General features: G+C 70.5%; 21 protein-coding genes. 11 read left to right on the top strand and 10 right to left on the bottom strand.

Annotation, left to right across the window (positions count from 1 at the left end; genetic code table 11):
• Nucleotides 1–34: 34 nt before the first annotated feature.
• The gene (locus tag AC0NZN_RS08595; RefSeq protein ID WP_474591874.1) at nucleotides 35–1,999 is read right to left on the bottom strand and encodes a DUF2264 domain-containing protein; all 1,965 of its coding nucleotides are present in this window, start codon (nucleotides 1,997–1,999) and stop codon (nucleotides 35–37) included.
• 118 nt (nucleotides 2,000–2,117) lie between these two features.
• Between AC0NZN_RS08595 and AC0NZN_RS08590 the strand changes: the two genes are divergently transcribed.
• The 4 genes from AC0NZN_RS08590 to AC0NZN_RS08575 are packed head-to-tail and all read left to right on the top strand — an operon-like array spanning nucleotide 2,118 to nucleotide 7,126.
• Nucleotides 2,118–4,109 (top strand): heparinase II/III domain-containing protein, encoded by a 1,992-nt coding sequence (locus AC0NZN_RS08590; protein WP_474591873.1) that lies wholly within the window; start codon nucleotides 2,118–2,120, stop codon nucleotides 4,107–4,109.
• Entirely contained in the window at nucleotides 4,102–5,205 is a 1,104-nt protein-coding gene (locus AC0NZN_RS08585) for a LacI family DNA-binding transcriptional regulator (RefSeq protein ID WP_474591872.1), read from the top strand. Before AC0NZN_RS08590 ends, AC0NZN_RS08585 begins: the two co-directional genes overlap by 8 nt.
• A gap of 31 nt (nucleotides 5,206–5,236) precedes the next feature.
• Nucleotides 5,237–5,365 (top strand): hypothetical protein, encoded by a 129-nt coding sequence (locus AC0NZN_RS08580; protein WP_474591871.1) that lies wholly within the window; start codon nucleotides 5,237–5,239, stop codon nucleotides 5,363–5,365.
• A 15-nt stretch (nucleotides 5,366–5,380) separates the two neighbouring features.
• Nucleotides 5,381–7,126, top strand: coding sequence for a glycoside hydrolase family 35 protein (locus AC0NZN_RS08575; RefSeq protein WP_474591870.1), 1,746 nt, complete (start codon nucleotides 5,381–5,383; stop codon nucleotides 7,124–7,126).
• A 56-nt stretch (nucleotides 7,127–7,182) separates the two neighbouring features.
• Here the strand turns inward: AC0NZN_RS08575 and AC0NZN_RS08570 are convergent, their stop codons facing one another.
• Complete coding sequence (locus AC0NZN_RS08570; RefSeq protein ID WP_474591869.1) at nucleotides 7,183–7,599, bottom strand: TIGR03668 family PPOX class F420-dependent oxidoreductase; 417 nt, start codon at nucleotides 7,597–7,599, stop codon at nucleotides 7,183–7,185.
• Nucleotides 7,600–7,710: 111 nt separating this feature from the next.
• Nucleotides 7,711–8,535: a DUF7507 domain-containing protein gene (locus AC0NZN_RS08565; RefSeq protein WP_474591868.1), complete on the bottom strand. Its 825-nt coding sequence runs from the start codon at nucleotides 8,533–8,535 to the stop codon at nucleotides 7,711–7,713.
• A gap of 172 nt (nucleotides 8,536–8,707) precedes the next feature.
• Here AC0NZN_RS08565 and AC0NZN_RS08560 point away from each other — a divergent pair, with 172 nt between their 5' ends.
• The gene (locus AC0NZN_RS08560; RefSeq protein WP_474591867.1) at nucleotides 8,708–10,042 is read left to right on the top strand and encodes a hypothetical protein; all 1,335 of its coding nucleotides are present in this window, start codon (nucleotides 8,708–8,710) and stop codon (nucleotides 10,040–10,042) included.
• Nucleotides 10,043–10,052: 10 nt separating this feature from the next.
• On the opposite strand, the gene AC0NZN_RS08555 is transcribed toward AC0NZN_RS08560, so the two are convergent.
• Nucleotides 10,053–10,430: a VOC family protein gene (locus tag AC0NZN_RS08555; protein WP_474591866.1), complete on the bottom strand. Its 378-nt coding sequence runs from the start codon at nucleotides 10,428–10,430 to the stop codon at nucleotides 10,053–10,055.
• 223 nt (nucleotides 10,431–10,653) lie between these two features.
• Here AC0NZN_RS08555 and AC0NZN_RS08550 point away from each other — a divergent pair, with 223 nt between their 5' ends.
• Nucleotides 10,654–11,238 (top strand): VanZ family protein, encoded by a 585-nt coding sequence (locus tag AC0NZN_RS08550; protein ID WP_474591865.1) that lies wholly within the window; start codon nucleotides 10,654–10,656, stop codon nucleotides 11,236–11,238.
• 4 nt (nucleotides 11,239–11,242) lie between these two features.
• Here AC0NZN_RS08550 and AC0NZN_RS08545 read toward each other — a convergent pair whose 3' ends face one another.
• Complete coding sequence (locus AC0NZN_RS08545; protein WP_474591864.1) at nucleotides 11,243–11,374, bottom strand: hypothetical protein; 132 nt, start codon at nucleotides 11,372–11,374, stop codon at nucleotides 11,243–11,245.
• A gap of 39 nt (nucleotides 11,375–11,413) precedes the next feature.
• Nucleotides 11,414–11,911, bottom strand: a complete 498-nt coding sequence (locus AC0NZN_RS08540; RefSeq protein WP_474591863.1) for a tetratricopeptide repeat protein — start codon at nucleotides 11,909–11,911, stop codon at nucleotides 11,414–11,416.
• A gap of 404 nt (nucleotides 11,912–12,315) precedes the next feature.
• Between AC0NZN_RS08540 and AC0NZN_RS08535 the strand changes: the two genes are divergently transcribed.
• Nucleotides 12,316–12,756, top strand: coding sequence for a hypothetical protein (locus tag AC0NZN_RS08535; protein ID WP_474591862.1), 441 nt, complete (start codon nucleotides 12,316–12,318; stop codon nucleotides 12,754–12,756).
• Nucleotides 12,757–12,778: 22 nt separating this feature from the next.
• Nucleotides 12,779–13,399: an HD domain-containing protein gene (locus AC0NZN_RS08530; protein WP_474591861.1), complete on the top strand. Its 621-nt coding sequence runs from the start codon at nucleotides 12,779–12,781 to the stop codon at nucleotides 13,397–13,399.
• Here AC0NZN_RS08530 and AC0NZN_RS08525 read toward each other — a convergent pair whose 3' ends face one another.
• Nucleotides 13,400–13,864 (bottom strand): YdeI/OmpD-associated family protein, encoded by a 465-nt coding sequence (locus AC0NZN_RS08525; protein WP_474591860.1) that lies wholly within the window; start codon nucleotides 13,862–13,864, stop codon nucleotides 13,400–13,402.
• Nucleotides 13,865–13,919: 55 nt separating this feature from the next.
• Here AC0NZN_RS08525 and AC0NZN_RS08520 point away from each other — a divergent pair, with 55 nt between their 5' ends.
• On the top strand, nucleotides 13,920–14,543 hold the full coding sequence (locus AC0NZN_RS08520; RefSeq protein ID WP_474591859.1) for a DUF1684 domain-containing protein: 624 nt from the start codon (nucleotides 13,920–13,922) through the stop codon (nucleotides 14,541–14,543).
• A gap of 67 nt (nucleotides 14,544–14,610) precedes the next feature.
• Here the strand turns inward: AC0NZN_RS08520 and AC0NZN_RS08515 are convergent, their stop codons facing one another.
• The 3 genes from AC0NZN_RS08515 to dinB all read right to left on the bottom strand — a co-directional run bounded on the left by AC0NZN_RS08515 (nucleotide 14,611) and on the right by dinB (nucleotide 17,041).
• Nucleotides 14,611–15,291: a class I SAM-dependent methyltransferase gene (locus AC0NZN_RS08515; RefSeq protein ID WP_474591858.1), complete on the bottom strand. Its 681-nt coding sequence runs from the start codon at nucleotides 15,289–15,291 to the stop codon at nucleotides 14,611–14,613.
• Nucleotides 15,288–15,755, bottom strand: coding sequence for an SRPBCC family protein (locus tag AC0NZN_RS08510; RefSeq protein ID WP_474591857.1), 468 nt, complete (start codon nucleotides 15,753–15,755; stop codon nucleotides 15,288–15,290). Before AC0NZN_RS08510 ends, AC0NZN_RS08515 begins: the two co-directional genes overlap by 4 nt.
• Nucleotides 15,756–15,844: 89 nt before the next feature.
• Nucleotides 15,845–17,041: a DNA polymerase IV gene (gene dinB / locus AC0NZN_RS08505; protein WP_474591856.1), complete on the bottom strand. Its 1,197-nt coding sequence runs from the start codon at nucleotides 17,039–17,041 to the stop codon at nucleotides 15,845–15,847.
• A gap of 169 nt (nucleotides 17,042–17,210) precedes the next feature.
• Between dinB and AC0NZN_RS08500 the strand changes: the two genes are divergently transcribed.
• Entirely contained in the window at nucleotides 17,211–18,611 is a 1,401-nt protein-coding gene (locus tag AC0NZN_RS08500) for a GDSL-type esterase/lipase family protein (RefSeq protein WP_474591855.1), read from the top strand.
• A 120-nt stretch (nucleotides 18,612–18,731) separates the two neighbouring features.
• Nucleotides 18,732–19,043, top strand: a complete 312-nt coding sequence (locus AC0NZN_RS08495; protein WP_474591854.1) for a hypothetical protein — start codon at nucleotides 18,732–18,734, stop codon at nucleotides 19,041–19,043.
• The last annotated feature ends 8 nt before the right edge of the window (nucleotides 19,044–19,051 follow it).

Raw genomic sequence — 19,051 nt, 5'->3', positions numbered from 1 at the left:
TGCAATGTTCCAGACTCGGGAGTCCGGCTCTGGGCTACCGATCCGCCTGGGTCGCGGATCGGGAGTAGGTGAGGTCGTGGATGGTGACGGCGCCGTCCGGCCAGGTCACCGCGGTGAGTCCGTGCTCGTCGACAGCGGAGACGTCGGCGGCGTCGAGAGCTCCGCGTCGTGCGCCGTCGAGGCTGACGAGGGCGACCGTCCACTCGTCCTCCTGTGCGACGAGCTCGATGACCGGGACGGATGCGGTTCGCCCGAGCGGACTCGCGTCGTCGCGCGTCACGACGGCGGCGGTTCCGGTGCCGGTCAGCAGGCGGATGCTGCTCTCCAGCTCGGCGGCGCCCCGGGCGATGACGACGCGGGCGGTCGTTCCGTCGATCGTCGCTTCGGGCGCCCCGTCGGCAGCGAGCGCCCACCCGCCGACGCGCAATGCGCGGGCGGTCGGGTGGAGCCGGTCGACGTGGACGAGGCGGATCTCCCACGGACCTCGGACGAGAGAGGTGGTGTGGATACGTCCCGCCGGAGAGGACTGCCCCAAGAGGCCCGGTCCATGACGCGACAGGATCGGGTCGGGGTCGATCCAGTGGGCGTCGGCGATGGATGCGCCGATGGCGACGTCGCCGTCCACGCGGAAGTCGACCGTCTCCATACCGGCCCGGTGCGACGCGCGGCCCAGGTCATCCACCAAGGCGACCGATTGCTCGAGCGGCTCCCGCCAGGCGCGGCCGTCGTGCAGCGGCGCTGTCGCCGTGCTGTAGCCGAGACGCGTGTAGATCGGCGAGTCGCCCACGGCCGCACCGGGCAGGGCGTGGTCCGTGCCGTGGTTGACGACGCGGACGATTCCGTCGGCGTGCGTGCCGGAGACGAGCCAGCCGGCGGCCCGGACGAGGCGCAGGTCGTCGTCGCCGGATTCGATCGGAAGAGGCTCGGAGGGGGCCGTCCACACCGGATGGTCCGCGGGCAGGGCGATGCCGAGCATCCCCTTCGCGGCCCAGTACGGCGAGGCCGGTCCGGAGTACGACTGCGCGAGGCGGCGCCACTCACGGTGCCACCCCATCGTCAGGAGGTCGCGGTCGTCGGGGGCGCCTACGGCGTCGAAGTGACCGACGACGAGGTTCGCGGCGTGACGAAGGCGGCCCGCCGAGGTCGAGGGGACCTCGGCCAGCACACCCGCCCAGAACGGCGCGGCGGCCGCGAAGCGGTAGATGAGGCTCCGGCCCTGGATCAGGGGCGATCCGTCCGCGCCGACCAGAGCCACGGCGTCGACGAGGAAGCGGTCGAGGGCCGCGACATCCCGCCCTGTCCGGTCGCCCGCGAACTCTGCCGCGCCCTGCATGCGCGACCACAGGATGGGGTAGAGGTGCAGCGCCCAGCCGGTGTAATGGTCGAACGACCGCTCGTCGCCATCGGAGATCCACCCGTCCGCGCGGGCATACGAGTCGTGCCGCGCAAGGTCGTCGGCGATGTCCTGGGGCGACCACGGGCCGCCGACCGAACGGAGAAAGGTCTGGACGACGACGCGGAACCACAGCCAGTTGTTGCGGGGATACGTCGTGTCGCCGACAACGGCGGACAGGTAGTGGATGACGCGTTCCTGCGTCCGCGCGTCCAGGCGATCCCAGATCCAGGGGCGGGTCATGTCGAGGATCAGCGCCAGGGACGCGGCCTCGACCTTGGCCTGCGGGTGCTCCTCGGGCCGCACCCATCGATCGGGAGCGGTCGGGTCGACACCGGTCGCGATGCCTCGCACGTAGAAGTCGATGAGATCGTCGAGGCCCTGACCGCGCTCACCGGCGATGCGGAAGCCGGCGAGCAGCAGCGTGCGCGTGAAGCCTTCGAGCCCGTCGACATCGCGGCCGAGTCCGCCCTCGGCGCCGGGCGGGGTGATGCGTCCGTTGCCGGGCGACGCCCACCGGCGTGCGCCAGCGAGAATCCGGTCGGCGTGTGCGACCCATTGATCCCGAGTCCAGTCCGTGGGAGGGGCGACGGTCGTGGGACTCACGTATTCTCCTTCGAACAGTCGGACCAGGACCACCGCAGAGTGATCACTTTGGGAGATTAGCAAACGAAAACAACCATCACAACCTCAAAATGGAACTGATACGATCACTATCGATCACGTGATCGACTTGTCGACGTCGACGTCAGTTCAGAAGGAGGTCGCGGTGGACGCGCCCGCATCATCGCCCGTATTCCGAGGCCCGCTCGCTGAGGCGTTCTCCTCGATCGACCCGCCGGCGCTGCTGGCCCCCGCTGATCGGGCACTGCCGGTCCCCTCCGCGACGGATCGAGTCGCGTGGGAGATGATCACCGCCGGCCGCCCCATGATCGAGCGCATCGTCGCCGAGTCCCGTGCGGAGCAGGGGACTCCGTGGCCCCAGCCGCTGGCGAGTGACGCCGTCCGCTTCTACGGCGACGGCGATCGTGCGACGTGGGAGGACGCGGCTTTCGCCCGGCAGCGGCGACTCAGCCGTGCCGTCGTCGCCGCCGCGGTCACGCTCGATGAGCGCCGGATCGACGACGTGGCCGACGGAGTCACCCTTCTGTGCGAGCAGAGCTCGTGGTGCTGGCCGGCCCACGACGACTCGTTCAGCCGGCACGGATCCATCGTCCCGGTGGCGGAGGATCCGTATCTCGATCTCGGTGCCGGCGAGGTCGTCGCCCAGCTCGCCTGGACCGACCACGTTCTCGGCGACGTGCTCGACGAGAGGTACCCCGGCCTGCGCGCACGCATCCGCTACGAAGCCGACCGACGGGTGTTCGAGCCGTTCCTGCGGCGCCGTGACTGGTCGTGGCTGGGTCTCGACCGGCATCCGAGCAACTGGAACCCGTGGATCCACCTGAACGTCCTGGTGGGGGCGCTGCGCCTGCTGGACGGTCCCGGCGACGCCGACACGCGACGGCAGGTCGTGGCCTGCGTGATCGAGGGTCTGGACCGCTACATCGCAGGACTCCCCGCGGACGGCGCGGTCGACGAGGGCTACCTCTACTGGTGGGCAGGCGCGTGTCGCGCTCTGGAGGCCGTCGAACTCCTCGCGTACGCGACGGGCGGACAGGCGGACGCCTTCGCCGCCGACATCCCCGCGCTGCGTGCGACCGTCGCCTTTCCGCACACCATGCAGCTCGGCCGCGAGTGGTTCGTCAGCATCGCCGACGGGCTCGCCAAACCGGGAGCCGACCACCCGTGGTCCGCACTCCACCGCGCGGCGCGACGGTACGGCGACGACCAGGCAGCCGCCTTCGCCGCCTCGCATCGCACGCCGGACACTCTGGCAGCCAGCCAGAGCCAGAACCTCGGCCGACTCCTCTGCGCGCTCCCCGATCCGGAGTGGGCGGATGCCGCCCTGACCGCCGATCCCCCGCTTCCGCGCGATGCGTGGCTGCCCTCGATCCAGCTCGCCGTCGCGCGTGAGCGCCCCGGCACCGCCCGCGGACTGGCCGTCTCTGCCAAGGGCGGCCACAACGACGAGCACCACAACCACAACGACATCGGCTCGTTCATCGTGGCCGTCGATGGTGTGCCGGTCGTGGTCGACGCCGGCCGACCGACGTACACCGCCCAGACGTTCGGCCCCGACCGCTACGACATCTGGACCATGCAGAGCTCGTGGCACTCCGTGCCCGAGGTGCGGGGTGTCCCGCAGTCCGCCGGCGCGCGGTTCGCCGCTCGCGACGTCCGCCGTGTGGACGGTGGGCTCGCGCTCGATCTGGCCGGCGCGTACGCCGTTCCGGGGCTCCACGCGTGGCACCGCCGCGTCCGCCTCGAACGCGGACCGGTCGCGCGCGTGACGGTCGATGATGCGTGGGACCTCGACGCGTGGACGGGTGCCGCCCCGGAGCCGGAGACGACGGTGCGGATGCTGCTCGCCGGCGATGTCCGCATCGGCGAGACCGCGGCGCGCGTCACGCCGCTGGAGGGCGCGCGACCGATCATCGTGCGCTGGCCGGAAGGAGTCGCCGCCCGGGCGACCGTTCAGCGCCTCGACGACCCGATGCTCGCCTCGGTCTGGGGAGCGCGACTCACCCGCCTCGACCTCATCGTCACCGAGCGACGGACCGTCACAGTCGCGGTAGAACTAGACGTATCGACTCCCGAGGACATCCATGACTGACCACGGCACGCAATCGCTGCTCGGCCCCGCGCGCCGCGCACACATCCTCTCCGCGCTCGCGCGTCACGGCACGGTGCGCAGTTCGCAGCTCATCGACGAGCTGGGCGTCTCCCAGGTCACGCTCCGCCGCGACCTGGCCCAGATGGAGGAGGAAGGTCTCCTCGTCCGCATCCACGGCGGCGCCATCCCTCCCGCGGTGACCGAGGAGGAGCCGGTGGTGGCGGCGGTGCCGATCGCCGGACGCAAGCTCGCCGTGCTCGTGCCCGCGCTCAACTACTACTGGCCGGGCATCGTCCGCGGCATGGAGCAGGAGGCGAGGCGGCGGGGTGTCCAGCTGCTGGTGCGCGCCGCGTCGTACACGCTGCAGGATGAGCGCCCGATCCTCGAGCGGTTCGTGGAGCTCGAAGGCGCGGACGGTCTGATCGTCGCGCCCAACGCGGACACGCCGTTCACGCAGGACGTCATCCAGTGGCTCTCGGAATGCGCGGTGCCGAGCGTGCTCGTCGAACGCGAGGGCGTCGTCCTGCCGGGAAACGAACCGGTCGAATCGGTGACCACCGATCACGCACTCGGGGCGATCCTGGCCGCCCGGCACCTGGCGAGCCTCGGCCACCGCACCGTGGGGCTCGTGATCTCGCGCGATTCTCCCACGTCGCGCAAGATCACCCGGGGCTGGGAGGCGGCCTGCGCGGAGCTCGGCCTGAGCCCGATGGAGCACTTCGAGTCATTCCTCCCGGATCGCAGCCGACCCGAGTTCTCGGCCGCCGTGGACGCGGCGCTCGACACCGCCGTGGAGCGAGGAGCCACGGCGCTGCTCGTGCACCCCGACCCGGAGGCGATGGCCTTCGCCGACCTCGCGGTCGCGCGGGGGATGACGGTGCCCGGCGACTTGTCGATCATCGCGTACGACGACGAGGTCGCGTCGATGTTCGCCCCTCCGATCACGGCCGTGCGCCCGCCGCGCGAGGCCCTCGGGGCCGCGGCGGTCGACCTGCTGCTGCGGCGCATCGAGGACCCCGCGCGCCCGGTCCACCGGGTGACGATCAGTCCGGCGCTGAAGGTGCGGGCGTCGACGGCGCCCGTCCGCGGAGCGTGACGCCGCGCACGCGCGGTCGGCGGGCAGTCCGATGATCGAGACCCTCGACTTCTCCCCCCGGGACTTCTGGGGGTACCTCGCCGACCTCCTCGGCGTCTCGGACGCACTCGACTACCGCCCGCGGGGTGTGCATCGCCCCGAACCCGCCCCGCTCGCCTGAACGACAGGAGAACCCATGCCCTCCTTCACCATCGGGAACACCGACTTCCTGCTCGACGGCGAGCCGCACCGCATCCTCTCGGGCGCGATCCACTACTTCCGGGTGCACCCCGACGACTGGGCCGACCGCATTCGCAAGGCCCGGCTCATGGGCCTCAACGCCGTCGAGACGTACATCGCCTGGAACGCGCACGAGCCGGTGCGCGGGCAGTGGGATGCGACCGGTGCCAACGATGTCGCCCGGTTCCTCGACCTCGTCGCCGCGGAGGGCATGCACGCGATCGTGCGGCCCGGCCCCTACATCTGCGCGGAGTGGCACAACGGCGGTCTCCCGGTGTGGCTGACGGGGATGGATGGCGTCGGCCTCCGCCGCTCCGAGCCGCAGTACCTCGAGGCGGTGAGCGAGTTCCTGCGGCGCGTGTACGAGATCGTCGTCCCGCGGCAGATCGACCGCGGGGGACCCGTCATCCTCGTCCAGATCGAGAACGAGTACGGCGCCTACGGCGACGATGCGGCCTACCTCGAGGAGCTCGTGCGGCTCACCCGCGCGGCGGGTGTCGTCGTGCCCCTGACCACGGTCGACCAGCCCCAGCCCGACATGCTGCGCAAGGGGAGCCTGCCGACGCTGCACCGGACAGGATCGTTCGGCTCTCAGGCTGCGCAGCGCCTCGCGACTCTGCGCGAGCATCAGCGGACGGGCCCCCTGATGTGCTCGGAGTTCTGGGACGGCTGGTTCGACTGGTGGGGCGGCGTGCACCACACGACGAGCGCCACGGACGCGGCATCCGAGCTGGACACGCTGCTCGCGGCCGGCGCATCCGTGAACATCTACATGTTCCACGGCGGCACGAACTTCGGACTGACCAACGGCGCGAACGACAAGGGCCGCTACCTCCCGATCACCACGTCCTACGACTACGACGCGCCGCTCGACGAGGCCGGCGACCCGACCCCGAAGTACGCCGCGCTCCGCGAGGTGATCGCCCGGTATGCGCCCGTGCCGGACGAGGCCCCGGCCGCACCCGCCGATCGCCCCGCATTCACCGTGCCGCTCACGGCCACGGCGGTGTCGTTGACGGATGCCGTGGCCCTCGCGGTGGGCGGCTGCGACGAGCCGCCGAGCTTCGACCAGCTCGGTCGCAGCTCGGGGCTCGTGCGGTACACCGCATCCCTCCCCGCGGCCGGCGTGCTGGTGGTCGGCGAGGTGCGTGACCGCGCGTGGGTCTCGGTGGACGGCGTGCGGGTCGGGATGCTGTCACGCACCCGCCACGATCGCGCCCTCGGCGTGCCCGTCGGCGAGGCCGTCGAGCTGCTCGTCGAGGAGCAGGGAAGGGTCAACTACGCCGAGCGCCTCGGCGAGCCGAAGGGTCTCATCGGTGGCGTGTCCGTCGACGGCGTGCCTCTGCGCGGGTGGTCGGCCGAGCCGATCGACCTCGATCGGCTGGCGTCTCTCGCGGCCGTGGCCGAGACGGCCCCGGCCGTAGGCCCGCTCGCGGGGCCCGTCACCCTTCGCGCACCGTTCACGCTCGACGAGGCCTCCGACCTCTTCCTCGACACGGCCGGCTGGGGCACGGGCTTCGCCTTCCTCAACGGCTTCGCGCTCGGCCGCTACGGAGCGGCCGGTCCGCAGCGCACGCTCTACGTGCCGCGGCCCCTCGTCCGCGCCGGAGACAACACACTCGTCGTCGTGGAGCTCGAGGCCGTCATAGAGCCGTCGGCATCCTTCGCCCCCCGCCCCCTGCTCGGCGACCCCGAGGAGTAGGCGTCACGACGCAGTGAGGAACCGTCACGGTCCCGCAGCCGCGTGCGACGGCTCGTCTACGCGCCCGACCACCCGCTCCAGGTCTCGACGCGGACGACGATGACCGGCCCCACCGGACGATGCGCGCGGTACTGCTCGTAGCGGCGCACGAGGGTGTCGACCGGATGCTGCATCCCCTCCGCATCCTCGATCACCTGCGCGGTCCCGTCCACCCGCACCCACCACAGCTGCGTCCAGTCCTCGCTGTACGCATCGGCGAGCAGGCTCACGCGCGGGTTCTGCTCGATGTTGCGCAGCCGACGCAGCCTGCGCGTCGACTTCGGCTTGTGGTCCACGGCCGTGAAGATGAGGTCGCCCTCGACGGCGAAGGTGATCGGGACGAGGTGCGGCCGACCGTCATCGCCCACCGTCGCGAGGGTCGCGGTGCGCGCCGCATCCAGTCGCGCCCGGGCGTCCGCCTCGTTCAGCCTCACGCCCACATCATCCTCTCGCCGGCACGGTCCCGACCAGGCCGCGAGTGCGGCGGCGAGCGCACAGATTCCGGTCCGTCCCGTCACCGCGGCAGAAGGCGGCGCCGCGGGCGCTCACGCCAACTTCGTGGTCGTCCACTCCCGTTCGGAGTCGAGACTCTTGCCGGAGCTCGGAGTGCCGGTCGCGGTGGCACTGCTGGTGACGGATCCGCTCTTGATGTCGTCGTCGGTGATCGTGACGCGTGAGGTCGCCGTCATCACGGCGCCGGGAGCCAGCTCGCCGGGCGCGGCGGGCCACACGTAGTCGGTCGCGGCGGGCGGCGCGAGGGAGTCCGAGATGTGGACGGCCGTCAGCGGATCCTTCCCCGCGTTCGTCACCCGGAAGTGGTACGTGATCGTGTTCCCCGCGGTGGCGCCGGAGATCTGCGTCGGATCGGCCACCTTGCTGAGGAGGAGGGCCTTGCTCTCGGCCGTGGTCGCGAAGCCCGCCGCCTTCAGCACAGCCGCATTCGCGCTCTCCGCGGACTTCGTCGCGAAGTAGAAGGCCACGGCGCTGCCGGCTGCGGCGACCATGCTGCCGATCAGCACGTTCTGCAGGCCTGTGTCGCTGCCGCCGAGCGTCGCCGCGGTGATGAGCAGCACTCCCGCGACGAGGCTCACGGCGATCCACGCGCGGACGACGCTGTTGCCCTCCGACTTTCCCGCCGATCTGTTGAGCAGCCCGTAGAGCAGAAGGGCCACCATCGCCAGGACCATGGCGGTCCCGATGATGGCGACCAGCACCCAGGACTCGAGCCCGGGTGGCAGCGCATTCCCCGAGAACGCGGGTGCGGAACTCGCCTGCGCCACCGGAGCCGGGCCCGGGGGCGCAGAGCTCGCCGACGACAGAATGCTCGGCCCCGCAGGGCGCAGCATCCCCGGCACGTCGATCACGACCATCAGACACCTCCGCACAGCGCGGGTGACTTCCCCAACGATGGAACAGCCACAGGATAGACCCGGACGGATGCCGCGGACAGAGGTGTCCGTGCCGGGCCCCCGCCGCCCCCCGTTTGCGGGACACTGTGTGAAGGGCGAAACGTTTTCTGAATCACTCGGCGGTGGAGGCGAGATGACGCAGGTTTCCGGCACCGGAGAGCAGCCTGAGCGGGCCGTGGGCTACGCCGGTGAGCTGGGTGTCGGGCCCGGAACCGGTGATCTCGCGGGCATCCCTGCCACCGGCGGCACCTGGCGCACCCGTCTGCGTACCGCACTCGACGAGCTGCGGAAGCACTCGCCGGAGAGAGCTCTCGATCGCGGATGGGTTCTCCCCGTCCTCCTCGTGTGGGCCGGCGGTCGCGCGGTCAACATCCTCTTCCTGTACGGCGCGTTCGCGGTCTCCCGCCTGACGGGCTGGGCGTTCGGCACCGACGGCGTGCCCGCCCGCACCTTCGTGGACTTCCTCTCCGGCTGGGATGCGCACTGGTTCGGAACCATCGCCGCATCCGGATACCCCACGTCGCTCCCGCTGGACCTGAACGGCAACGTGGAGCTCAACAACTGGGCCTTCCTGCCGGTGTTCCCCTTCGCCGAGCGCTTCCTCTCGGACGTCTTCCACGTGCCGTGGCAGCTCGGCGGCATGTTCATCAGTCTGGTGGCCTCATGCGGGGCGTGCCTCGTCCTCGCCGCGCTCCTTCGCACCATCGCTGCGCCGCGCGCCGCGTGGTGGGCGGTCGTGCTGTTCTCGTTCGGACCGGTGTCGTACGTGCTCATGCTCGGCTACGCCGAGTCGATCTCCCTGCTCCTGACCTTCTCGGCCCTGCTGCTCGCCGTCCGGCGTCGCTACTTCCTCATTGCTCCGCTCGGGGTCCTGGCGTCGTTCACGAGGCCCGGCGCACTCGCGCTGGCCCTGACCCTCGCGATCATCCTGGTCGGGCGATGGATGCGGCGAGCCCAGGATCCCCTCTCGGTGCGGGAGGCCGCCGGCCTCGTCTTCTCGGGACTGGCGACCGCGGCCGCGGGACTCGCCTGGCCCTTCATCGCCGCGGCGGTCACCGGAGACCCCGCAGCCTATGTGCACACCGAGACCGCGTGGTGGGTGCCTTTCCTGCACACGGAAGATCCCGTTCCCTTCGCGCCCGGCTTACTCCTCGGGTGGGTCTGGCTCGGGCCGCTCGGCGTCGCCATCGTGCTCGGCGTGGTCGTGGCGACCTTCCGCTGGATCCTGTCGCGCCGCACTCGCGCCCTGGGGCTCGAGGTCATCGGCTTCGCTTTCAGCTACACGCTGTACCTGTTCATCGTGTGCCTGCCGACGCAGAGCGTTCCCCGGATGGTCCTGCCCCTCACGCCGCTCCTGGCCGACGGCAGGCTGTCGGAGACCCATGAGCGCCGCGTGTGGTCGCTCTCGATCAGCCTCGTGCTGCAGGCGGGTGCGGTGGTGCTGCTCTGGGTGATCGGCAACCCCTGACGTTCACGCGTCACGCCGTCGCGGTGATCGAGAAGGCGTTGCCGTCGGGGTCGCGGAACGCGAACATCCGTGGGATTCCGGGCCACTCGAGCATGTCGTCCACGTCCACTCCCCGGCTCACGAGGACCGCACGCGTCTCGTCGATGTCGTCGGTGGCGAATCGGATGCCGATGGCCCCGCGCGTCACGTCCGGCCGCGCCGGCTCGAGGGTCAGGATCACGTCGTCCTCTGCGGGAGAGAGCTCGATCCATCGACCTCCGTTCGGGAGCGGCGCGTCACGGAGCAGGGTGAACCCCATGGTCTCGGTGTAGAAGGCGAGCGCGGCATCCTGATCCTCGATGGGGATGCTGACGGTGCGGACTCCGGTGATGCGGGTGACAGTGCTCATGTTCGCTCCTTCGGTCGGCCGCAATCGCGGGCGGCGGTTCACCAGGATGACGATGTCGCTGTCGGCGGATCGACAGACGTCGCGCATATCGTCGGGATATCGGAACAGCGATACACCCCCGCAACGCCTGGCCCTGTTGGCTGATGCTCATGCCCCACCCGCCCTGTGCGCCCGCGCCATCCGGTGTCTTCCGCTGCTCTCCCGATGACGAATGGATCCTGCGATGACGACGACGAGCACCGAGAAGCGCTCGTCGACTCGCGCGGCGACGATCGTCCTGTTCGTCGTCTATCTGGGACTGCTCACCTGGATCATCCTGTGGCGGCTCGAGCTGCCGTATGTGGGGGCCACCGCACGCGTGGTCAAACTCATCCCGTTCGTCGCCGCGCCGGGCTTCGGCGCCAGCGCACCGAGCGAGGTGCTCGCCAACGTGCTGCTCTTCCTCCCGTTCGGCCTCTATCTGGCCCTGCTGGCGCCGGCGTGCTCGTGGTGGACGGCGGTCGCCGTCATGGCGGCGGCGAGCATCGCGTTGGAGACCCTGCAGTTCATCCTGGCCGTCGGCAGCTCGGACATCACGGATGTGATCACGAACACGGCCGGCGGACTCGCCGGCTTCGCCCTGCTCGCGCTGCTCCGCCGCCGGTCAGGCGAGCGGGCGGACACCCGTACGGCGCAGGTCGTCGGCATCCTGACGGTGCTCGGTGTGCTCGCCTGCGCGCTCTTCTTCATCTCGCCGCTGCACTACGGACCGCCCGACCAGGGTCGCCTGCACCGCTCCCTGGGTCCGCAGTCGCACTCCGGAAGCTGACTTGTCAGCGGCGTCGGCGGCGGCTGCGGATCACGATCCACAAGGCCACGCCGACCGCGACGAAGACTCCGACGGTCGGCCCGACGGCGTTCGCCGGAGTCAAGGCACCGACCACCTGCACAGCGGACCCGATCACGATTCCCACGTTAGCCCTGCGGTCAGGCCGCCGGCTGCGTCACTCGGGACGGCCGTCGGACAGCCAGCCGGCGAGTCCTCGAAGGCCGTCTCTCCACCGCCCGAGGTCGGTGTCGTCGTGGTCCACGATCACGCCGAGCAGTTCGGCGACCGCCGCATCCGTCTTCCCGGCGTCGTTCAGGGTGAGCGCGCGGAAGACCCGCACGGCATCCGATTCAGGGAACTCGCGCTGCGCCCGCTCGAGCGCCGCCAGCGACTCGTCGAAGCGCCCGAGCCACCGCAGTGTGCTGGCGTACTGGCAGAGGCAGCGGCGGAGGACATCGCCGCCGAGGCCCAGGGAAAGGGCACGCTCGTAATAGCCGAGCGCGGTCTGCTCCTCCCCGGCGGTGTCGTACGCGCCGGCGACCTCGTAGACGACCACCGCGTTGTCGAGGTGCTCGTCCAGGAGGTCCCGGAAGTACGCGATGGTCGGACCCATGTTCGAGCGGTCGCGCTGCGCGTATCCCCGATCGATCGCCGCCTGGAGCGCTGCATCCACAGGAGTTCCGGATTCGCCAGGAGTCGCACACACGGTTCCCCACGATACTCACATCGCGGAGCGGAGCGAGGCCGCTATCAGGCGACGGGATGCGAGGTCAACCCCTGCGAGTGGACGCAGTCGCCGACCTACGCTGGTCACGCAATCACGGATGCAGACCGAGCACGATGTTCGTCTCCTGAAGACGCCCGGCATGTCGTGAGTGACCCCGGCGGGTCGGGGGTACGTCCTGCCGGGGTCATGCAAGTTCGCGTGCGCGCCCCCTGGATCCTGCCCGGCGGCCCCGAGCAGGAGCGCTACTCCCCGGAGCGTATGCGCGGCTACTTCGGCGGCCTCATGACACGGCTCCCGCGGAGGAACAGACTGGGTCCGACATGTGATCCGTCGATGGAAAGGCAACGCCGATGTCCTCCGCATCCCGCAGCACCTCCGAAGATCTCGTCCGCCGCTCTCGTGAAGCGCTCTCCGCGCTCGCCGCCCAGTTCCTGCTCGGAATGGGCGCCAACCTTCTGGGCAGTCCGGAGGAGAACACTGGCGCTGCTCAGGTGATCGCCGGCATCCTCCTCGGCCTCCACGCGCTCGTCGGAATCGGGCTCATCCTCGTGGCCGTGCGCGCGTGGCTTGCCGCTCGACGCGAGGGCGTCGCTCAGCGGGCGGCACTGTGGGCCTTCATCGTCATCATCCTCACGTTCCTTGCGGGGGTCGGGACGATGATGACCGGCAGCGACTGGCTGTCGTTCGCCATGTCGGTGGGATTCGTCGCGGCCGCCGCGCTCTACGTCGCGATCGGCGCGAGCGCCCTCGTCGGGCGGATGTCGGCCGCACGCACGCAGACCCCGTCCTGAGGGGGAGCGGTGCGCTGCGGTCGTGCCACAGTGGAGCATGCGCATCGCCGACTTCACTCCTCCGGACACCGCCGCCGCGCGTGCCGCGCGCACCATCGCGGCGGAGTACCAGTCGAAGGCCATCACGGATCACGCGATCCGGTCATGGTTCTGGGCCGAGGGCTTCGCGGTGGTCGAGGGGCTTCACGAGGTCGACCACGAGCTGCTCTACGTGGCCGCATTGCTCCATGACATCGGGACGGTGCTCGAGTACGACAACCACACGATCTCGTACGAGCACGCCGGGGGACACGTCGCGGTCGCCCTGACCGCGGGAGCCGGCTGGGATGCCGAGCGCCGACAGCGCGTGCTCGATGTCATCGTGCGCCACAACTGGCCGAGCGTCGATCCGGAGTTCGACGTCGAGGGCCACCTGCTCGAGACCGCGACAGCCCTCGACATCTCGGGCGCTCAGGCCGAGGCTCTCCCCCGCGCGTTCCTGCTCGAGGTGCTCGGGGCGTTTCCGCGCGGCAGCATCGCGGAGGAGTTCAGCGCCTGCGTGACCGACCAGGCCGCGCGCAAGCCGACGACCTCGGCTCGACGACTCGTCGACGGCGGTGTCGTCCGCAAGCTTCAGGAGAACCCGCTCGAGCGACTGCGCTGATCACTGCCGCTGCTTGCGGCTCTCCTGCATCGCACGCACCAGCTCCGCGATGCGCACGGGTCTCTGATCCGGGTCGCGCTTCGTCGAGTCGATCCAGGTCAGCCAGCCCTTGCGATAGAACTGCGCGAGCGAATCGAAGAAGGCCGCCGCATCCGGAGCAGCCGCGAGTGCCGCCGCGATGTCGGGTGGAAGGTCCGCACGCTGCGGGCCCTCGGGCTCCAGCACGACGTCGACCTCCTCGCCGTCCCGCAGGGGCGTGGGCGTCCACGTCGGCCCGACGACGAGGACGGCACCGCCATCCTTCATCTCGACATAGCCGCGCATGCGCCGCCCGGCGATCGATCCGTGCACGGGATGCCGCGACTTGGCACCCCACGCGCCGTCGGGGTCGAAGGGGATCGGCACCGTGGTGCGTCCGTTCGCGTCCACGCGGACCTCCGTGCGGAAGCGCTGCTCACGGGCCATGCGCTCAGCCTGCCACGCCGCCCCTCCCTGAGGCACGGACGCGTAGCCTGGGCGAATGGCCGTGACCGCTCGTACCGCGCTCGACGTCGTGAACTGGCGCCAACGCGTGTTCGCCCTCTACGCCGAGGTGCGCCGCACGCCGATCCCAGAGGAGGCGCACGAGCCGTGGCGCAGGGGCCGGGACGAGCTCATGCTGCGGCATCCCGCGACTCCCCTCCTGCCGGAGGACAGGCCGGGCTTCGAGGGCCTGCCGATCGCACCCTACGAGCCGGAGTGGCGGTTCGAGTTGCCGATCCTTCCCGCCGAGCCGGGCGGGTTCGAGTTCGCGACCGGCACCGACGGGATCGTCCCCTTCGAGCGGATCGGCCGGGTGGAGATCCCGGATGCCGGTTCCCTCGACGTCTGGCGACTGGCGGCGTACGGCGGCGGCATCTTCATCCCGCTCCGCGACGCGCTGGCCGGACGCCAGGAAGGCACCTACGGCGGCGGGCGCTATCTCATCGACACGATCAAGGGAGCCGATCTCGGCTCCGACGCCGAGCGCGGCACGATGGTGCTCGACTTCAACTTCGCATACAACCCCTCGTGCGCGTACGACCCCGCGTGGGCCTGTCCGCTGGCCCAGCCGGGCAATGTGCTGACGGTGCCGGTGCCCGTCGGCGAGCTGTACCACGGCTGATCTGAGCTGCCGCGGGCACCGGGACTTCATCTGGCTGTGCGCCTCAGCGGTGCGCCTCAGCGCCGCGTCAGCGAGCCGGGTAGCGGCCTGAGCCCGTCGCAAGGAAGGCCGTTCCGAAGCAGAGCTCGGTCCAGGTTGCGTCGCCCAGGCTCTCCTGCATCGCGGCGCGGATGGTCTGCCACGGGCGGCGGTCGATCCATACGTCGAGGGACGCGGACGGACCGACCGCAGCGATCGCGAGCGCTGCGACCCAGCGGGGTGTCGCGTCCGGCAGCTTGAGGTCGAGCACCACCCAGCGATGCCCGCCGGAGAGAGCCGAGGCGCCGTGCGCGATGACGCGCCCGCACTCCGGCACCTGCGTCAGTGCATAGGTGGACAGGATGGCGTCGACCCCATCGGGAAAGACGTAGTCCGCCGCGTCGGCCTGGACGAGGGTGACGTTGCCCCAGCCGCTCGCGTCGACACGAGCGCGCGCCCGCGCGAGCATGGCATCGGTCAGGTCGACGCCGACGAGCCGCCCGCTGGGGCCGATCTCCTTCTCGATGAGCGGGAAGTTCAGGCCCGTGCCGCACGCGATGTCGACGACCAGATCGCCGGTGCGCAATCCGAGAGCACGAATGGCACGTCGGCGCTGCGCATGCTGCGGATACCCGGGCACCGGCGAGACCCGGGCGGTGAGGTCGTAGTGCTTCGCCTTGCGGCGGTAGACCTCGACCAGGTGCTCCCGGGTGCGCTCGGACGTGCTCATGACGTTCCCTCTCTCATGCCGGCGTCGGACTCGACCGCGGCCTTGATCCCCGCCATCTCGATGTCGCTCACCCGCTGGATCTGCCGTGCGAGTGCACGCCCCGGAACCGCGCGCATGAGGTCGACCCGGTCCACCTCGACCCACATCATCGCGCGGGTGTGCCCGGCATCCACCGGTTCGAACTCCATTCCCCAGCGCGCCGGCGACATCCACATCGTGCCGGCGAACGACATCGACGTGGGAGGGTCGACCGCCGCCACTCGCTCGCGGCGGTGGTGCCTCACGCCCAGGTCCTTCGCGCGCTGCTCGATCCACCCGGCTGCCGCCAGCGGACCCCCGCCGCTCACGCGGCACTCACGCACCGTCGGCGCCCATTCCGACCAGCGTCCGACGTCGCACATGTAGGCCCACACGTCGTCGATGCGTGCGGCGACGACGATGCGACTCTCGGTTCTGACGGTCATGGGCTCGCCTCGGGCCGCAGATCCGGTTGTTCGACGGTCCCATCGGAGAACACGGGGCAGCGTCGCCCTCGGTTCACCACGCGGGGGATTCACTCGTGCTCGGGCAGCAGCGGCGTCGACCAGCCGGGATCACGGCCGAGCTGCGCGGCGCGCGACACCGACGCCGCACCGAATCGATCGCGCACCGCATCCAGCACCGTGTCGAGGCGCGTGCCGTCGTCCCAGTCGATCGGAAGCTCCGGCTGGACGCTGTCGGCGCGCCCCAGCTGCGTCAATGAGACCCCGATCAGCGTGATGCCGCGCTCCTGGATCTCGGGCAGCGCCGCGGCGAGCAGGCCGCGCGCCAGCGTGAGCAGCACGCCCGTGCGGTCGGTCGGCGAGCGCAGGCTGCGCGACCGCGTGGCCTTCGCGAAGTCGCCGTAACGGAGCCGCAGCACGACGGTGCGGCACACCCGATCACGGTCGCGGAGGCGTCGTCCGAGCCGGTCGACGATCTGCGTCAGGAAGAGGTCGAGTTCCTCCGGCGAGCGCGGGCGGGTGCCGAGCGCGCGCTGCGAGCCGATCGATCCGCGGCGCTTCGTACTGTCGACCGGACGCGGATCCCGCAACCGGGCCAGCGCGTGCAGGTGTGCGCCGGTCGCCTTGCCGAGCAGTCGTTCGGCGGTCGCCGCTTCGAGATCGGCCAGCTGCCCGACGGTGTGGATGCCGAGCCGGTGCAGCTTCTCAGAGGTGACGGCGCCCACGCCCCACAGCCGCTCGACGGGCAGCGGAAGCAGGAACTCCTCCTCACGATCGGGTTCGACCACGAGAAGCCCGTCGGGCTTGCTGACGGCACTCGCGACCTTGGCGAGGAACTTGGTGCGCGCGACTCCGACCGAGATGGCGAGCCCGACCTCCGCGCGCACCCGCATGCGCAGCGCCACCGCGATCTGCTCGGGCGTCCCCGCGATGCGCCGCAGGCCGCCCACCTCGAGGAACGCCTCGTCGATCGACAGGCCCTCGACGAGCGGCGTCGTGTCGCGGAAGATCGCGAACACGTCCTTGCTCGCCGCGGAGTAGGCATCCATCCGGGGCGGCACGACCACCGCATCGGGGCACAGGTCGCGCGCCTGCCGGCCACCCATCGCGGTGCGCACCCCGCGGGCTTTCGCCTCGTAGCTCGCTGCGAGCACCACACCCCCGCCCACGATGACCGGACGGCCGCGCAGCTCCGGCGCATCCCGCTGTTCGACGGACGCGTAGAACGCATCGAGATCGGCGTGCAGCACCGTCGCCTCGCCTCGCATCCCACTCCCGCCCATCGAAGCTATGTGCGAATCATGCCACGACCCTGGGACATGCCCGTCCGCACCGCCGATCGACACCCGGCGCACGCAAGGCTCGCGGCCAGTGCCCAGCCCTCGGCCAGCGCCCGGATGGCAGGATGGTGAACTCAGCGACTACCCCGACGACGTCATGCGAAACCTCATCCACAGTCTTCACACCCGTCTGCGGGCGGCATGGGCGGCCCGCTCGCTCCGCCGCGCGCTCATCGACGGGCTGATCATCGTCATCGCGGCCGGCGGGGCGATCGCGCTGTCGCTGTGGCTCACGCCGATGCAGAAGGTGTCGACGGCCGGCCAGACCGTCGATGTCGGTGTCACGGGCCCTTCCTGGAGCCTGTCCGGACCCGGGCAGCTCGACCTGTTCGGCCAGTCGCTGCCCACCACAGTCCAGTTCGACGGACCGATCCGGCCCCGGCTGACGCTGTCGCACATCACGCTGTCGGAGCAGCTCACTCAGTTCGCGGCGGGGAAGGATCCGTCGGCCACACTCGAGAGCGCGCTGATCGGCGGCTGGGAGCGGTTCTTCTTCTGGCAGCTGGTCGTCCTCGCGGTGGCCGCACTGGTGCTCGCCGGCGCCGGAGCGGGATGGCTCCGCCACGGCTGGCGCGAGACCGTCGTGCTGCTGGCGGGCAGTCTCGTGCTCGCACTCGCTGTTGACCTCGGCGGGGTCATGGTGACGGCCTACAGCGCCCCGGCCAAGCTCGAGGGGATCGGATCCCTGCAGGATCTCGTCGGCGGGTCGCCGGCACTGTCGCTGCGCTCGGCGCCGGTCAGTCCGGCGGATGCCGTCCAGCACGTGGTCGTGATCGGCGACTCCACCGCCGCGGGCCTCGGCAACCGGCCGCTGGTCCCGGGCACCGACGAGGACAAAGCATGCGGACGCAGTCGCGATGCGTTCGCCGTGGACCTGGCGGTGGTCAACGGCTGGACGGTGACGAATCTGGCGTGCCGCGGCGCGTCGATCGGCAACGGAGTGCTCGGTCCGCAGGTGATCGGGGACCGAACCCTCCCGGCGCAGCTGCGGTCGCCGGAGGTCGCGAAGGCCCAGGTGGTGATCGTGAGCATCGGAGCCAACGACGTCGAGTGGATCTCCATGCTGCAGCTCTGCGCCATCTCGGCATCCTGTTCCGACAACGCCCAGCAGGCGTTCTTCCAGCAGCAGCTGGCCGGCTTCAGCAGCGACTACCTGCAGCTGCTCGACCAGCTGCAGCTGCTGCCGTCCCACCCGCTCGTGGTGATCAACCAGTACTACGACCCGGTTCCCGGCAGCGTGCAGTGCCTGAAGAAGCAGGGCGTCACCCCGGCCAAGCAGAAGTCGCTCCAGGCAGACCTCGCCGCATTGAACACGATCCTCGCGGAGGGCGCCAAGGCCGCCGACTTCGCGATCGCGCAGCCCGACTTCGCCGGGCACGGCGTGTGCACATCGTTCCCGTATGTCCAGGGAGTGACGGATGCCGCACCCTTCCACCCGACCCCCAGCGGAGCACTGGCGATCGCCCTCGCGGACGAACACGCGCTGCGTCTGCGCTGACGCAAACAGATGAGTTACTAGCTTGTCTAGCGATTTGGGCGTAGTCTCGGTCCTGCCGAATTACCTCTGGTGGTCTGCAGCGCCTGTCATCGGACCACTGAGGACGGGAGGCGCCGCCACATGCAGAAGCTCTACTTCGGATCGTTGGTCGTGGATGTGACCGACGAGACCGCCGATCTCCTCTGGGCGTTCCAGGTGGAACTCGTCGCACGCGATCGCGCTGCGGCCGTCGAGATTCCGGTTTCGACGGGGGGCACCCCGGTCTCGCTCCGCCTCAATCTCTCTGCCACGACACCGCTGGCCATCCTGCCGATGCCCGGCTTCACCGCGACCCTGTCCGAACGCGACGCCGAGCGCTTCGTGACGGAGCTGCTCGACGTCATGCGTCTGCAGCTCGCGATCCTCGACCACGAGGATCGCACGATCGCCTGACGCGCAAC

Source organism: Microbacterium sp. sgz311019, from assembly GCF_056135325.1.
Note: the sequence above shows the minus strand (reverse complement) of the source record. Positions and strands in the feature narration are given on the sequence as shown.

Bases quoted from the DNA above. Each gene is read 5' to 3' on its own strand.
- AC0NZN_RS08585 (WP_474591872.1), top strand. From the start codon at position 4,102: ATGACTGACCACGGCACGCAATCGCTGCTCGGCCCCGCGCGCCGCGCA.
- AC0NZN_RS08580 (WP_474591871.1), top strand. From the start codon at position 5,237: ATGATCGAGACCCTCGACTTCTCCCCCCGGGACTTCTGGGGGTACCTC.
- AC0NZN_RS08575 (WP_474591870.1), top strand. From the start codon at position 5,381: ATGCCCTCCTTCACCATCGGGAACACCGACTTCCTGCTCGACGGCGAG.
- AC0NZN_RS08565 (WP_474591868.1), bottom strand. From the start codon at position 8,535: ATGGTCGTGATCGACGTGCCGGGGATGCTGCGCCCTGCGGGGCCGAGC.
- AC0NZN_RS08560 (WP_474591867.1), top strand. From the start codon at position 8,708: ATGACGCAGGTTTCCGGCACCGGAGAGCAGCCTGAGCGGGCCGTGGGC.
- AC0NZN_RS08555 (WP_474591866.1), bottom strand. From the start codon at position 10,430: ATGAGCACTGTCACCCGCATCACCGGAGTCCGCACCGTCAGCATCCCC.
- AC0NZN_RS08550 (WP_474591865.1), top strand. From the start codon at position 10,654: ATGACGACGACGAGCACCGAGAAGCGCTCGTCGACTCGCGCGGCGACG.
- AC0NZN_RS08535 (WP_474591862.1), top strand. From the start codon at position 12,316: ATGTCCTCCGCATCCCGCAGCACCTCCGAAGATCTCGTCCGCCGCTCT.
- AC0NZN_RS08525 (WP_474591860.1), bottom strand. From the start codon at position 13,864: ATGGCCCGTGAGCAGCGCTTCCGCACGGAGGTCCGCGTGGACGCGAAC.
- AC0NZN_RS08520 (WP_474591859.1), top strand. From the start codon at position 13,920: ATGGCCGTGACCGCTCGTACCGCGCTCGACGTCGTGAACTGGCGCCAA.
- AC0NZN_RS08515 (WP_474591858.1), bottom strand. From the start codon at position 15,291: ATGAGCACGTCCGAGCGCACCCGGGAGCACCTGGTCGAGGTCTACCGC.
- AC0NZN_RS08510 (WP_474591857.1), bottom strand. From the start codon at position 15,755: ATGACCGTCAGAACCGAGAGTCGCATCGTCGTCGCCGCACGCATCGAC.
- dinB (WP_474591856.1), bottom strand. From the start codon at position 17,041: ATGCGAGGCGAGGCGACGGTGCTGCACGCCGATCTCGATGCGTTCTAC.
- AC0NZN_RS08500 (WP_474591855.1), top strand. From the start codon at position 17,211: ATGCGAAACCTCATCCACAGTCTTCACACCCGTCTGCGGGCGGCATGG.
- AC0NZN_RS08495 (WP_474591854.1), top strand. From the start codon at position 18,732: ATGCAGAAGCTCTACTTCGGATCGTTGGTCGTGGATGTGACCGACGAG.